This window comes from Streptomyces pactum, from assembly GCF_016031615.1.
Taxonomy (GTDB): Bacteria; Actinomycetota; Actinomycetes; order Streptomycetales; family Streptomycetaceae; genus Streptomyces; species Streptomyces pactus.
Genome location: NZ_JACYXC010000001.1, coordinates 5,606,509 through 5,620,307, shown reverse-complemented (window position 1 = coordinate 5,620,307; position 13,799 = coordinate 5,606,509). Strand labels below are relative to the sequence as shown.

The 13,799-nt window shown below is 69.8% G+C and carries 10 protein-coding genes; 4 read left to right on the top strand and 6 right to left on the bottom strand.

Translation table 11 applies throughout. The annotated features are described in order from the left end of the window. Nucleotides 1-7: 7 nt before the first annotated feature. Nucleotides 8-1,477 (bottom strand): type VII secretion integral membrane protein EccD, encoded by a 1,470-nt coding sequence (eccD, locus tag IHE55_RS22105; RefSeq protein WP_197990608.1) that lies wholly within the window; start codon nucleotides 1,475-1,477, stop codon nucleotides 8-10. 179 nt (nucleotides 1,478-1,656) lie between these two features. On the opposite strand from eccD, the gene eccCa reads away from it, so the two are divergent. The 4 genes from eccCa (at nucleotide 1,657) to IHE55_RS22085 (ending at nucleotide 9,339) form a co-directional block, all read left to right on the top strand. After that, nucleotides 1,657-5,610 (top strand): type VII secretion protein EccCa, encoded by a 3,954-nt coding sequence (gene eccCa, locus IHE55_RS22100; RefSeq protein ID WP_197990607.1) that lies wholly within the window; start codon nucleotides 1,657-1,659, stop codon nucleotides 5,608-5,610. A 93-nt stretch (nucleotides 5,611-5,703) separates the two neighbouring features. Continuing rightward, nucleotides 5,704-6,135 carry a hypothetical protein gene (locus IHE55_RS22095; RefSeq protein ID WP_197990606.1) on the top strand — a complete coding sequence of 144 codons (432 nt, stop codon included), beginning with the start codon at nucleotides 5,704-5,706 and terminating at the stop codon, nucleotides 6,133-6,135. 274 nt (nucleotides 6,136-6,409) lie between these two features. Continuing rightward, nucleotides 6,410-8,689 (top strand): DUF6571 family protein, encoded by a 2,280-nt coding sequence (locus tag IHE55_RS22090; protein WP_197990605.1) that lies wholly within the window; start codon nucleotides 6,410-6,412, stop codon nucleotides 8,687-8,689. A gap of 2 nt (nucleotides 8,690-8,691) precedes the next feature. Beyond that, nucleotides 8,692-9,339, top strand: coding sequence for a hypothetical protein (locus IHE55_RS22085; protein ID WP_197990604.1), 648 nt, complete (start codon nucleotides 8,692-8,694; stop codon nucleotides 9,337-9,339). A 110-nt stretch (nucleotides 9,340-9,449) separates the two neighbouring features. Here IHE55_RS22085 and IHE55_RS22080 read toward each other — a convergent pair whose 3' ends face one another. Genes IHE55_RS22080 through IHE55_RS22060 form a run of 5 tightly spaced genes read right to left on the bottom strand, consistent with a single transcriptional unit; the run spans nucleotide 9,450 to nucleotide 13,537 of the window. Then, nucleotides 9,450-9,755, bottom strand: coding sequence for a WXG100 family type VII secretion target (locus tag IHE55_RS22080; protein ID WP_197990603.1), 306 nt, complete (start codon nucleotides 9,753-9,755; stop codon nucleotides 9,450-9,452). Between the two features lie 55 nt (nucleotides 9,756-9,810). Continuing rightward, nucleotides 9,811-10,200, bottom strand: coding sequence for a WXG100 family type VII secretion target (locus IHE55_RS22075; RefSeq protein WP_197990602.1), 390 nt, complete (start codon nucleotides 10,198-10,200; stop codon nucleotides 9,811-9,813). Between the two features lie 34 nt (nucleotides 10,201-10,234). Beyond that, entirely contained in the window at nucleotides 10,235-11,452 is a 1,218-nt protein-coding gene (locus IHE55_RS22070) for a S8 family serine peptidase (protein WP_197990601.1), read from the bottom strand. Nucleotides 11,453-11,508: 56 nt separating this feature from the next. Beyond that, complete coding sequence (locus IHE55_RS22065) at nucleotides 11,509-13,044, bottom strand: hypothetical protein (protein WP_197990600.1); 1,536 nt, start codon at nucleotides 13,042-13,044, stop codon at nucleotides 11,509-11,511. A 16-nt stretch (nucleotides 13,045-13,060) separates the two neighbouring features. Beyond that, nucleotides 13,061-13,537, bottom strand: coding sequence for a DUF2563 family protein (locus IHE55_RS22060; protein ID WP_197990599.1), 477 nt, complete (start codon nucleotides 13,535-13,537; stop codon nucleotides 13,061-13,063). Between the last annotated feature and the right edge of the window lie 262 nt (nucleotides 13,538-13,799).

The following is a 13,799-nucleotide window of genomic DNA, read 5'->3' as shown; positions in this document are numbered from 1 at the left end:
CCTCGGGTCAGCCGCTGGTCATGCTGCGCGCCGCGTCGTAGACGTCGAGGACCGCCAGGCACAGCGGCACCAGCGAGAGCAGGAACGCCGCCTCGGCGAGGTCCGAGACGCGGCCCCAGAACGGGGTGAGGCCCTTCCGGGGGATGATCAGGCCGATGGCGGTGATCAGCGCGGCGCCGGCGGCGACCGCGGCGGCCAGCCACACGGTGCGCACGTCCATGTCGGCCCGGTCGCCGTCGAGCAGCGCGCGGACCGCGGCGTCCGGCGGGTTGAGCGACAGGCCCAGCAGCAGCAGTCCGACGGCGGCGATGCCGGCGACCAGGGTGCACACCACCTGGGAGGTGTAGCGGAACAGCCGCGCGCGCAGCAGCATGGCCAGCCCGGTGGCCAGGGCGAGCAGCCGGCCCCAGCCGGAGGAGGAGAAGCCCAGCACCGCCGCGGAGCCGATGACGACCGCGGCGCAGCCGCCGACCAGGCCCAGGAGGGTCTCGTGGCCGCGCCGGGCCTGGGCCGCGACGCGTTCCCCGTCCACCGGGTCGGCGGCCGGCGGCTCGTCGGGGTCGGCGTCGAAGTCCATCCGGGCGGGGGTGCGCGGCGCGGCGTAGCCGATGGGCAGCCGGGCGAAGCGGGCCGACAGCCCCGGCAGGAAGGCCATCGCCCCGACCGCCACCGGGGCGGTGACGGCGGCGGTCCCGGTCGGGGTCGCGTCGGCGAGGATCGCGCAGAAGGTGGCCAGCGAGCCCACCGTCGCGGCGAAGAGCACCGCGACGAACGGCGCGTCCCCGTCGGGGGTGACCGCGACCAGGGCGGCGGCGGCCACCAGCACGGTGACGCAGCCGAGCAGGAACTGGAGCCGGCCGGGCCCCTCCCCCGGATCGGCCTCGATGATGCCCGACCCGGCGATGAGCAGGTGCGGCACGGCGCCCAGGCCGAGCGCCACCGCCGAGGCCCGGTCGTCGTAGATCCGCGCCCGCACCCCCGCCAGCACGGTGAGCAGCAGCCCGGCGGCGCCGGCGACGATGCCGGGCAGGCTGTGCATGTCGTGGCGGACCGGGTCGGCGTACCAGAGCACGAAACCGAGCATGACCAGCAGCAGCACCCCGCCGGCGAGGCCGGCGACGCGTAGCAGGTCGTCGCTCCACAGGTGCCGGTCGCGGACGACGGCGGTGGCCACGGCGTCCGACACGTCGTCGTGGACGGCGGGCGGCAGCGACTCGGCGAACGGCCGCAGCGTCAGCAGTTCCCCGTCGAGGACCCGCTGGGCGGTGAGCGACCGGGCGCCGTCCAGCACGGTGCCGTCCCGCCGCACCAGGTGGTAGCCGACCGGGGCGCCCACGGGCTGGGTCTGGCCGGTCAGGCGGAGAATTTCCGGATAGATGTCGGCGACCGGGATGTCGTCGGGAAGGGCGACATCGACACGGCTGTCGGGTGCGACGACGGTGACGCGGCAGAAGCCGGTCGCTGCGGTCGGACTCACCTGTGGATACCCCCTGCTGTCCACGTGGCCGCCCGGGGCCGGGCGCGCCTGCCGGGCGACACCCTATCCACCACGGTTTCGTTCCGTGTCGGTAGGCTCACCTGCTGTGTGGTGGGGTGCCGTCCGACGGAGGGCGGCAGCGGATAATTCCGCCCGGTTCTAGGGGGATTGGTCAGCCGGTGAGCCATATCGTCGTCAAGCGTCCGCCACGGGCGCTGCCGCCCGACGTACCCACGGGGGAGCTGCTGCTGGAGTCGCCTCCGGAGCTGCCGCGCGGGCAGCAGGAGGGCGTGCTGATGCAGGTCCTGCCGATGCTCGGCATGGGCTCGTCGGTGGTCTTCTTCTTCATGCCGAACACGCCGCCGTTCATGCGCGTCATGGGCGCGCTGATGGCGGTGTCGACGGTGGCGCTGGTCATCGCCCAGGTGGTGCGCTACCGGCGCGGCACCCAGGGGCAGATGGCCGATGTGCGCCGGGACTACCTGAAGTACCTGGCGCAGACCCGCCGTGTGGTGCGGCGCACCGCGCGCGCCCAGCGGGACGCGCAGCTGTACCTGCACCCGGCACCCGACCAGCTGTGGGCTCTGGTCGCCGAGGGCGGCCGGGTGTGGGAGCGCCGGATCGCCGACGACGACTTCGCCCAGGCGCGGATCGGGCTGGGCGCGCAGACGCTGTCGACCCCGCTGGTGGCGCCGGAGACCGCGCCGGTGGACGAGCTGGAGCCGCTGACGGCGGGCGCGATGCAGCGGTTCCTGGCGGTGCACGCGGCGCTGGAGGGGCTGCCGGTGGCCGTGGCGCTGCGCCGCTTCTACCACCTGACCGTCTCCGGTGACCCGGCGACGGTGCACGGCACCGCGCGGGCGCTCGTCGCGCAGCTGGTGGCGCTGCACTCGCCGGAGGACCTGCGGGTGGCGGTGGTGGCCGCCCGGGGCGCGCAGAGCCGCTGGGACTGGACCAAGTGGCTGCCGCACACGCAGGTGCCGGGCAGCACCGACGGGGCCGGCACCAAGCGGCTGTTCGGGGACGACCTCGGGGAGCTGTCCGAGCTGCTGGAGGGGCTGGACGAGCGGCCGCGGTTCAGCCGGGACGGGCAGCCGCTGCTGGACCAGCCGCACCTGGTGGTGGTGCTGGAGGGCGGGATGGTGCCGCCGGACTCGGTGTTCGCGGCGGCCGAGGGCATCCAGGGGGTCACCGTCGTCGAGGTGGTCCCCGGGGACCTCGACGAGCCGCGCGGCGGGCTGTCGGTGGTGGCGCGTCCGGGCCGGCTGGAGCTGCGGTCCGCCGACGGCGCCGTCTACGAGGGGGTGCCCGACACCCTGTCGCCGGAGGCCGCCGAGGCGCTGGCCCGGCAGCTGGCGCCGCTGCGGATGGGCGGCGGGGACGACGACGAACCGCTGCTGGCCAACCTGGACTTCACCGAGCTGCTCGGGCTGGGGGACGCCGGCGCGGTGGACGCCGCCCGCACCTGGCGGCCGCGGACCCAGTCCGAGCGGCTGCGGGTGCCCATCGGGGTGGGTGAGGACGGCCATCCGGTGATGCTCGACCTGAAGGAGGCCGCGCTGGACGGCATGGGCCCGCACGGCCTGTGCGTGGGCGCCACCGGCTCCGGCAAGTCCGAGCTGCTGCGCACCCTGGTGCTGGGGCTGGCGGTCACGCACTCCTCGGAGACCCTGAACTTCGTCCTCGCGGACTTCAAGGGCGGCGCGACGTTCACCGGGATGGCGCAGCTGCCGCACGTCTCCGCGGTGATCACCAACCTGGCGGACGACCTGACGCTGGTCGACCGGATGGGCGACTCGATCCGCGGCGAGCTGCAGCGGCGGCAGGAGCTGCTGCGGTCGGCGGGCAACTACGCCAACATCCACGACTACGAGAAGGCCCGGGCCGCGGGCGCCCCGCTGGAGCCGCTGGCCTCGCTGGTCCTGGTGATCGACGAGTTCAGCGAACTCCTCACCGCCAAGCCCGACTTCATCGACATGTTCATCCAGATCGGGCGCATCGGCCGGTCGCTGGGGGTCCATCTGCTGCTGGCCTCGCAGCGTCTGGAGGAGGGCCGGCTGCGCGGTCTGGAGACCTATCTGTCCTACCGCATCGGTCTGCGCACCTTCTCCGCCGCCGAGTCGCGGACCGCGCTGGGCGTGCCGGACGCGTACCACCTGCCGTCCGTGCCCGGGTCCGGCTACCTGAAGTTCGGCACGGATGAGATGACCCGGTTCAAGGCGGCGTACGTCTCCGGGGCCTACCGCACCGGTCCGGCGGCCCCGGTCGGCGGGCCGCTGCCGGTCGAGCGCCGGCCGGCGCTGTTCACCGCCGCCCCGGTGCCGGTGACGTACGCGGTGCCGGACCCGGACGCGCTGCTCGCGCCGGTCCGCCGGGGTGACGACGCCCTCGCCGACACCGTCCTGGACGTCATCGTGCGGCGGCTGGAGGGCCAGGGGCCGCCGGCGCACCAGGTGTGGCTGCCCCCGCTGGACGAGGCGCCGCCGCTGGACCAGCTGCTGCCGCCGCTGGTCACCACCGCCGAGCGCGGGCTGCACTCGGCGGACTACGCCCGGCCCGGCGGGCTGGTGGTGCCACTGGGCCTGGTGGACAAGCCCTTCGAGCAGCGGCGGGAGATCCTGTACCGGGACTTCTCCGGCGCGGCCGGTCACATGCTGCTCGTCGGGGGCCCGCAGTCCGGCAAGTCCACCCTGCTGCGCACCCTCATCACCGCCTTCGCGCTCACCCACACCCCGCACGAAGTGCAGTTCTACGGGCTGGACTTCGGCGGTGGCGGCCTGGCCTCGCTCGCCGACCTCCCCCACGTGGGCGGGGTGGCCTCCCGGCTGGACCCGGAGCGGGTCCGCCGTACGGTCGCCGAGGTCGCCGGGGTGCTGGGCCGCCGCGAGGAGTACTTCCGCGCCCACGGCATCGACTCCATCGGCACCTACCGCCGCCGCCGGGCCGCGGGTGAGCTGCCCGACCAGCCGTGGGGCGACGTCTTCCTGGTCATCGACGGCTGGGGCTCCTTCAAACAGGACTACGAGATGCTGGAGCCGGTGGTCACCGACATCGCCGCCCGGGGGCTGGGCTACGGCGTCCACCTGGTCGTCTCCGCGTCCCGTTACATGGAGCTGCGCGCCTCCCTCAAGGACCAGATGCTGGGCCGGCTGGAGCTGCGCCTGGGGGACGCGCTGGACTCGGAGTTCGACCGCAAGGTGGCCGCGAACGTGCCGGCCGGCGTCCCCGGGCGCGGGCAGGTGCCGGAGAAGCTGCACTTCATGGCCGCCCTGCCGCGTACCGACGGGGTCGCGGGGGACGCCGAGGGGCTGGCCGGGGCGACCGCCGCCATGGTGGGTGCCGTCGCCGGCCACTGGTCCGGGCCGCACGCCCCGCGGGTGCGGCTGCTGCCCCGCCGGCTCCTCGCCGACCAGCTGCCCAAGGGCTTCGAGTTCCCGCAGCGCGGTATCGCCATCGGCATCGACGAGACGGCTCTGGAGCCGGTCTTCCTCGACTTCGAGGCCGACCCGTTCTTCCTGGTCTTCGGCGAGAGCGAATCGGGGAAGACGGCGCTGCTGCGGCTGATCGCCCGGCAGATCGCGGAGCGGTACGGGCCCGACGAGGCGAAGATCGTGGTCGGCGACTACCGCCGCTCGCTGCTGGAGGCGGTGCCGGAGTCCCATCTGCTGGAGTACGCGCCGATGGCGAACTCCCTGGAGGTGCACATGTCGGCCCTCCAGGGGCTGATGAACCGCCGGGCGCCGCAGCCGGACGTCACCCCGCAGCAGTTGCGGGACCGCAGCTGGTGGACCGGCCCGAAGGTCTTCATCATGATCGACGACTACGAACTGGTGGCCACCTCCAACGGCAATCCGCTGGCCGTGCTCACCGAGCACCTCCCGTTCGCCCGGGACATCGGGGTCCGGTTCGTCATCGCCCGGAACTCCGCCGGGGCCTCGCGGGCGCTGTTCGAGCCGTTCATGCAGCGGATCAAGGAGCTCGGCGCCCAGGGCCTGATCCTCTCCGGGGATCCCGGTGAGGGGGACATCCTCGGCCGGGTGCGGCCTCGGCCGATGCCCCCGGGCCGCGGTGTCCTGGTGACCCGCCGGCGCGGCAACCCCCTGATCCAGACGGGCTGGCTGCCCGACCGGTGATCCGGCGCCGCCGGCCCGGCACGAGCCTCGATTCGTCCTGTCCGTTCCCGAGCCGGCCGCCCCGGTGCGGCCGCACACCGTCACGGAGGATCCATGTCGTTCGAACAGGAGTGGGCGGCGCTGCAGGCGGAGGCGAAGCAGTCCGTCGGCATGCGTCTGAACGAGGCGGGCGGGGACAAGTCCCCGGGCGCCGGGCAAGGGCTGAAGGTCTCCGGCTCGGCGCTACGGGGGAAGGCCCGTAGCGCCGAGGAGGTCGCCAAGTCGGTCGGCGCGGTGGACGACGAGGCGCTGAAGGAGACCGGTCAGGTCAAGGCCGGGCTGAAGGGGTTCGCCTGTGCCGCCGCGTTCGAGACCTTCCAGGAGCGCTGGGGCGACCAGACCCGGTACCTGGCGGGGCTGCTGAACCAGAGCCTGGCCATGGCGCTCCGGACCGCCGCGGCGACGTTCGAGGAGGACGACAAGAAGACCGGGCAGCGCGCCGAGGAGGCCGGCGGCAGCGGCGGGAACCGGAGGGTGGCCCGTTGAGCCCGGCGGACGGCGCGACCCGTCCGATGCCGGCGCGCCGCGCGCCGCGGACACCGCCCGCCGATTCTGTATCGCGGGGGCCCGGCGCCGGACCGGGGAGGCCCCACCCTGTATCGCGGTCCGTGCCCGGCTCCGTATCGCGGAGCCCCGCCGCCGGGCCCGGGGCCGTACCGCGGAGCCCCGCCGCCGGGCCCGGGGCCGTACCGCGGAGCCCGAATCCCGGGCCAGGGCCCCGCCCCCGACAGACCCACGACACGGAACGGAAGAGGCGCTCATGGTGACGTATCACGACCTGCTCAAGGCCGATCTCACCCCGCTGGAGGAAGCCGTCACCAAGTGGGGGACGGTGCCCGGCAAGATCAGGCAGGTGGAGACGAATTTCCGCAACCAGCTGGAGACGCCGCTGACCAAGGCGGACTGGGAGGGAAAGGCCGGCGACCAGGCACTCAAGGCGGTGCGGTCCATCGCCAAACAGCTGACGGAGTGGAGCGAGGAGGCCGCCGACGTCCACGCGTTACTCAAGGACGCCCACGAGAAGTTCAAGGCGGCCCAGAAGACCGTCAAGGACTACAAGAAGCTCATCGACGAGGACAAACACCTGTCGATCGACGGCCAGGGGAAGATCACCTACAAGGCCGCCAACGCCGACGACCTCGATGCCGCCGCGCTCCAGGGCCAGGCGAAGGCCTACCAGCAGGCCGTCGCCGACTACCAACGTGCCATCCAGACCGCCGTCGGCGATGCCACCGGCGCCGACGACGTGCTCAGCTGGATCCTCACGCAGGACTTCAACGGCCGGGGGAAGGGCTTCACCGGCGACGGGTACCACTCCATCAAGGACGGCATCGCGGGGCGGAAGAAGGCGCTGGCGGACCTCAAGACGCTGACCGACATCGCCGAGTCCGAGGGGAGGTTCTCCCCGGAGCAGCTCAAGAAGGCCAACACCATCCTCGCCCGGCACGAGGGGGATCCCTTCTTCGCGGAGAAGTTCGCGACCGGCCTGGGTGCCCGCGGAACGCTGGAGTTCTGGGAGCAGGCCACCGATGACACCGAACCCGGGGACGCCCGCGCCAAGGATCTGGAGAAGCTCCAGAAGTCGCTGGGCTTCACGCTGGCCACCGCCTCCCATTCCGATTCGGACGCGATGGCGAAATGGAAGCGGGAGATCGTGGAGCTCGGCCCGGAGCGCATCTCCAAGGAGGGCCCCTTCGGAAAGCCGTACGGCTTCCACGTCATGAGCTCGCTCCTGAGGTACGGAACCTATGACGCGGACTTCCTGGTGGACTACGGGAAGGGAGTCAAGGACCCGAACGCCAAGGACGGCCGCAGCGGCGGCCTGATCGAGTTCGACCGGAAGCACAAGGACGACCTGCAGGATTTCTGGGAGTCGGACTGGGGAAAGCCGAACCTGGACTTCGCAAAGAAGGCCGAGCAGGGCTTCGACCCCATGGGCGGCTACATGGCAGCTCTGGGGAACAACCCGGAGGCGGGGCAGGAGGTGTTCCATCGAAAGGAATATCTGGCACGTTCAGGATTGGAAGCCAATCCTGACCTCCTCTATCTGCTGAAGGAACGTGAGTGGCCGAATGAAGAGGGATACAAGGACTTCGGCCACGCTCTCGAAGCAGCATCGCTCGGCCATCCCCACGGAAGACCAGAACTAGGACTGCAGCGGACAGAGAACAGCGCCAATGTGGCAAGCCAGGTGATCAGCACCATCGGCAAAGGGGAATCCGGGTTCGTGGCGGAGCACCCCCAATTGTTGGAGAGCTTCGCAAAGATCGGGGCAGGATACATTGACGACATCGACCATGGTGTCATCAACTTTGGCGACACCCAGGGGAACGCCGGAATGCTCGAAAAGGCATTCCATAACAGCCAGTCGGGACATATCACTTTGAACGACGGCACAGCTTTGGGATTCCTCAGGGAAGTAGGAGCCTCCCAACAGGGGTACGACATCCTTTCCGCCGCCCAGCACCACTACACCACGAGCGCCATCACGGCACATTCCGAACCCGGGGATGAACTCTCCACCATCTTGGAAGCGGGAGCCAAGACCCACGGCGCCCTCAACGAAGCGCGCGCATATTCCATCCAGGATGACATCAACAACGAAAAGGAAGACGCGGAAGAGGAAATCACAGGAAAGGGAGAGTGGAAGAAGGCCCTCTTCAGTCAAGGCATCGGCCTGGTGGCCGGCGCAGCGTCCGCGCCCTTCGGTGGACCAACCACCAGCGCCGGAGTGGCGATTGCCGTCCCCGCCCTCATCGAGACCGGGGCAGGGCTCATCGAGACAGCCACCGGGTTCTCCATCGACGACAACGTCGAGAAAAAAATCAAAGAGGCCGAGGAAAAGATCGACATCGAGGGAGTCAGAACAAAGGAGGACTTCCACGATCAAGCGGAGGTTCGCGCAGCCAATGCCCTGGATGTCTACGCAGCTCTGCACCCCGAACTGCAGAACAGCGACTGGTTCATCGACACCAAGAGGAATATCGAGACGGCCTATAACAATGGGCGTCACTCCATTGACGCCCGGGACCGGGACTGACCATGGAAATTCAAGCAGGCCGCAAGGTCACCGTCACTGCGGTCATCAGCGCCATTCTCCTCGCCTCATCCTGTTCCACGGACTCGGAGCCGAAGAAGAACTCCGGAACCCCGACGCGAGAGGTGCTACTGAAGCCGCTTTCCGAAGCCTGCGAGGGGCTCTTCGATAAAAAAGCCGCATCGGAGATCCGCAACAAAGGCCACCTCGCGCGAGTCGATGTCATGCGAGACGACCTTCTGTTCTTTCTTTCCGGCGCCTCAATTCTCAACCGCAGAATGAATCCGGAGGAAAGAGCAATTCCGTGCGAGATGAACGATGAAACCGGCACCAAGCGCCTCCTGGAGCTGAAGTTTTCCTGGGGACCTGTCGAATTCCCGAAGGAGAGCCGGAAAGCGGGTCGGACCGCCGTATGGGTCTTGCCCAAGAACCATCAATCCATTGCACAACTTATCGTTGACTGCCAGCGTCCGGATCTGGCAGCCAAGAGAAAGAACCGGGAGCCGCTGGCCCTCAACGTCGCTCTCAACGAGCATCTGGGGCTCTCCACGACCACCCGGAAACGCATCCTGACGGCAGGCACGAAGAAATTCTTGGTCCGCCTTGAATGCGATAACCGCATCGTCCTTCCAGACCCGGACGACAAGAGCTGACCCGCCCGCGTCGGGGCACGACGGCGCGGGCGCGACCACAGGAAGAGGCGGGGCCGCTCCCGGGTGGGAGCGGCCCCGCCTCGGCCGCGCGTGACGAGCAACTTCCTCGATCAGATGTCGAAGTACGTGGCGGCCTTCTTGTCCGTGGTCTGGTAGTCCGAGCTCGCCTGCTCGACGAGGGCGGCGATCTTCATCAGCGTGTTGTGCAGACCGTCGGCCTGCATGTCCCAGTTGGTCTGCACCCGGGCGTACGCGCTGTGCGCCTCGCCCTCCCAGGACTCGGCCACGCGGGCCACCTCGCCCTGGATCGTCTCGATGTCGCCTCGCAGCCGCCGCGCGGAGTTCCTGATGCTCTCCGCAGCAGCCGCGAGGGAGCCGTACTGTACGGCGATCTCATCCAAATTGTTGACGCTCATGCCGGGCCCCTCCCTGAAGAATCGGTCATCTCATCGCTCAGCGTGTCCGGAAGGATCACAGGTCGCTGAGCTTGGAGTGCTGCTGGTACTGACCGCCGGTCTCACCGTACGAACCGGCGGCAACCATGCCGCTGCCGGCCGCGGCGCCGTTGACATCCACCCGGCTCATGGCGTCGGCGACGCCGACGTCGTTCGTACCGTTGCTCTTACGCGTCATCTCGACCGCTTCGCGGACCTTGCCCATCAGGTTGGTCAGATTCCGCTGGTAGTTGTTGATGTCGCGCTGCGCCGCGCTGAACTGGGCGGCACCGACACCGCGCCACTGCGTGGCCAGCATGTCGATGACGCTCTCCAGGTCGTTGACCTGGTTGTTCATGCTGGAGATGACGCCGTCGATCTGGTTCTCCAGCTTGATCAGCTGCTCGTTCGTGAGCTTAAGGCCCATCGTTCCTCATTTCTCGACCCTGCGGGTATCGATTTCATGTACGGGATTTCCTCATCCGGGTCAGTCCGAGCCACGCGGCGGCGATGACCACGGCCGCCAGAACGGAAACACCGACCCAGACCACGGTGTTGTCACTGTCGTTCTCGTCATCCGGAGCCGCGGAGATGTTCTCCGCCGGCTCCTCCCGCTCCGGAGAGGGCGCGGGCCGACCGTTCGCCCCGTTTTCGGGCGACGGCGGAGACGTGGTTCCGGACCCGGGCCGGTAGTCCGGGAAAAGCGGGTTCACCTCGGGATCGCCCGGATCACCGTTGTGCCGGACGAGCACCTGGGCCGGCCGGACCACCCCGTATCCCAGGTAACGGCTCGGGATCTTGCCCGCCGGCTTGCTCGCCGTCTGCATCATGACCCGGAGGACCTGGTTCGCCGTCCAGTCGGGGTGCCTGGACCAGATGAGCGCGGCGGAGGCGGAGGTGATGGCGGTGGCGTGGCTGGTTCCCCTGTGGAGGCACATCCCGCTTCGCTGCTCGCAGCGTCCCGGGATCTGGTCCCCCGGCGCGGCCAGGGCCACGTGGGGGCCGTGTGCTGACCACTTGGTCACGGTCCCCTTCTTGTCAACGGCGCTCACCCCTACGACTCCGTCAAGTGTGGCCGGCGCGTCCGGTTCGTTTCCCTGATCGCCATCGTTTCCCGTGGCCGCGAAAATCAATTTTCCCTTGCTCACCGCATAGTCGACGGCTTCTTGCAGATCTGCCGTATCCCCGTACTGGACGCCCTGAGAGATATTGATGATGCGGGCATCACTTTCTGCGGCAAACCGTATTGCTGCAGCCATCAGCCGACCGTCTTCGATGGCGTATTTATCGTCCATCGTCTTCAAGGAGAGGATCCTTGCTCCGGGAGCAAGTCCTTTGACGCCGCCTCCCGCTCCGGTCCCCGCGATCAGGGCCGCCATCCACGTGCCGTGATTTGAGCCGCTGTCGTCGTAGGGGTTCTTCGGCTCACCGATGAAGTCCTGACCCGACGTCACCTGACCACGCAATTCAGGAACCGCTTTGTTGACACCACTGTCAATCAGGGCAACGGTCACGCCCTCACCCGTGGTCGTGGACCAAAGGGCATCAGCGTTCATGGCGTCCAGGTACCACTGGTCGCTCCGCGCGCCTTCCGCCGCCGTCGCGGGAGTGGAGGGCAAGCCGAGCACCGTCACGGCCGCGGCGACGGCCGTGACGCCCGGGAGCCACTTCCTCCGCACGGAGTCTCCATGAGGCGTTTCGCTACTCATAGGCGTACTGGACATTCGCTGCGGCCTCACCCGATCACCGGGGGAACCGTGTTCCTCCGCGCCAATCCCCACTCGTCCACCTCCGGGCGGGGTTTTGTGCCGTCGGCATTCGCATGTCGAGCGGTCCGGCCGCCGCGGGGCTCTGCTTCGCCGGTCGGCTCGTCGCGGACGAGTCCGCTGCCTCCCGGCGTGTATGCGGTGCGGAGCGGGGGCCGGCCGGTATCCCGGACGACGGCGCCCCCGGGCTCACAGCTGAGAAACCGGTTGCGGGTACGGCTGGACCCCGACCGGGGAGACGCAGGACTGCCTGACAGCGCGTGGCCCACCGGTCCTCTGGGCCTGCCGGAGGCCTCTTCTCCGATCGCCGCTCCCGTTCCCCGGTACCTGGAACCTGGCGCCGCAGAACGGGGCGCCGGTGCTGGAGCACCACTGCCCGGTACCGCCCGGGCGGCGCCCGGACCCGGCGCCCCCGCGGCTCCGACAGGCGGCCCCGGATATCCCGTTGCCGGGTAGCCACCACGGGACGGATGTGCCTGTCCTTCTCCGGCGACGACGCCGCGAGGACGTGGCGGGCTGGTCGTCGCGGGAGGAGGACTTCCTCCGACGATGTCGCGACCCGCGGTTGCCCTCGGCGGAAAGGGTGGCCGTACCGGCTGACCGTTTTTCACGGAACCACCGGCCGGTGGGCGGTACGACGGGCCACCCGCGCCGCGGCCCGGCACGCCCTTGTCCCCCGACAGTGGTGCGGTGACCGGGGGACCAGCGGGGAAAGAGGTGTTCCTGGACGCCGTCGTCTCCGTCCCGGTGGAAGGCTCGCCGAGCCGTTCACTTCCTGGAGCCAACGGTGCTGGCGGCGCCTCCACGGAGTCGATCTCCATACGGTGGTGACTTCCGCGCTCCGGTGGAGCCCCGACGGGAACCTGCGGGGCCACGAGGCTCTCCCTCGGGCCCACCGCCCCGTTGCTGAACCCAGCTGTCGAGGTGGGTGTTCCGTGCGGTGATGCCGGTGCTGTCGAACCCCCCGTATCAGGCGCCCCCGCCACGGGGACCGGGCCGATGGCGTCAGCTCGCCGGCTGCCGCCGGGCAGCGGCCGGAAGCGCGGTTCCTTCTGGGCGGTGAGGTCCTCGCGGGTCACCGTGTAGACCGAGGACAGCTTCTCCATCTGGTGGACGGCCTCGTTGAGCTTGCCGGCCTCGGCCTTGAGCGCCTTGCCCAGGTCCGGGTCGCCATGGGACCCGGCGGCGTCCACCGGGGTGGGGATCGCCTTCTTCGCGAGGGCGAGCGCGCCGCCCGCTTCGGCGATCCGGGTGCCGACCGCGTCGGTGAACTCGGCGAGCCGCAGCACCTCCAGCGAGAAGTCGTGCGTCCACTCGCGGAAGGCGTCGTTCGCCCGGCCCTTCCACTCGACGCGGGACGCGTACCGCTTCAGTCCCTCGCCGATGGCGGTGATCCGCGGGCTCGCCGCGCTCAGCGCCTCCCCCGCCCCGGTCAGTGCGGTGGCGTCGGAGCCGGCCAGCATGGCGTGCAGCTCCGCCATGGACTTGCCGTCGAACTCCCCCATGGGTTCTCTTCCTCCGTCAGCTGAAGTCGCCGCCGGCGCCGGCGGTGTCACCGGTGCCCTGGGCCGCGGGCTCGGGCTCCTCGGTCCCGGGTGCGGTCTCGTACAGCTCGGGATAGTCGTCGCGGGTCTTCTTCTGCAGCCGGCGGAAGCGCTCCACCTGGTCCGCCTCCACACCGTCGTAGCCACGGTCCGCGATCTGCACCGCGATGCCCAGCGCCTCCAGTTGTTCCCCGAGGGTTTCGGAGAACTTCTCCAGGCGCCGGTGCACGGCGTCGTACGCGGCCGCGAGGTCGTCGGCGGCGGCGAAGCCCTGTCCGAATGCGGACCGGACGATGCTCTGCCGGCTGATCTCCCCCTGTGCTGCCGGCGAATCCCCCAGATCTGCCACGATGCGGTCGATCTGCCGTTTGAAGTCCAGGAGGGACTCGACCTCGCGCTGGAAATCAGGATCGCCATGGGCGCGCCGGTCGCCCGGCTCCTCATGCCTGCTCATCACTACTCCGCTCTCCCCTAACGGCGTAGATGGCTTCGACGGCCACTGTAGACCCCTGAGCGTGACCGACCAACTACAAATCCCTACCGGGCTCCCGGCGATTCCGGGACATTCGCGACGCGCTGTCGAAGCTGAGTCGTTCATCTGAGTACGCGTACTCAGACCGGCCGGGTACGACGGCCGGGGCGGGCCCGCCGGCGCCCGGGATGAACCCGTCCCGGCCCGGGGTGAACCCGCCCCTCGTACGGCCGGGTTGGCGCCG

Bases quoted from the DNA above. Each gene is read 5' to 3' on its own strand.
- IHE55_RS22060 (WP_197990599.1), bottom strand. From the start codon at position 13,537: ATGAGCAGGCATGAGGAGCCGGGCGACCGGCGCGCCCATGGCGATCCT.
- IHE55_RS22080 (WP_197990603.1), bottom strand. From the start codon at position 9,755: ATGAGCGTCAACAATTTGGATGAGATCGCCGTACAGTACGGCTCCCTC.
- IHE55_RS22065 (WP_197990600.1), bottom strand. From the start codon at position 13,044: ATGGGGGAGTTCGACGGCAAGTCCATGGCGGAGCTGCACGCCATGCTG.
- IHE55_RS22090 (WP_197990605.1), top strand. From the start codon at position 6,410: ATGGTGACGTATCACGACCTGCTCAAGGCCGATCTCACCCCGCTGGAG.
- IHE55_RS22095 (WP_197990606.1), top strand. From the start codon at position 5,704: ATGTCGTTCGAACAGGAGTGGGCGGCGCTGCAGGCGGAGGCGAAGCAG.
- IHE55_RS22075 (WP_197990602.1), bottom strand. From the start codon at position 10,200: ATGGGCCTTAAGCTCACGAACGAGCAGCTGATCAAGCTGGAGAACCAG.
- IHE55_RS22085 (WP_197990604.1), top strand. From the start codon at position 8,692: ATGGAAATTCAAGCAGGCCGCAAGGTCACCGTCACTGCGGTCATCAGC.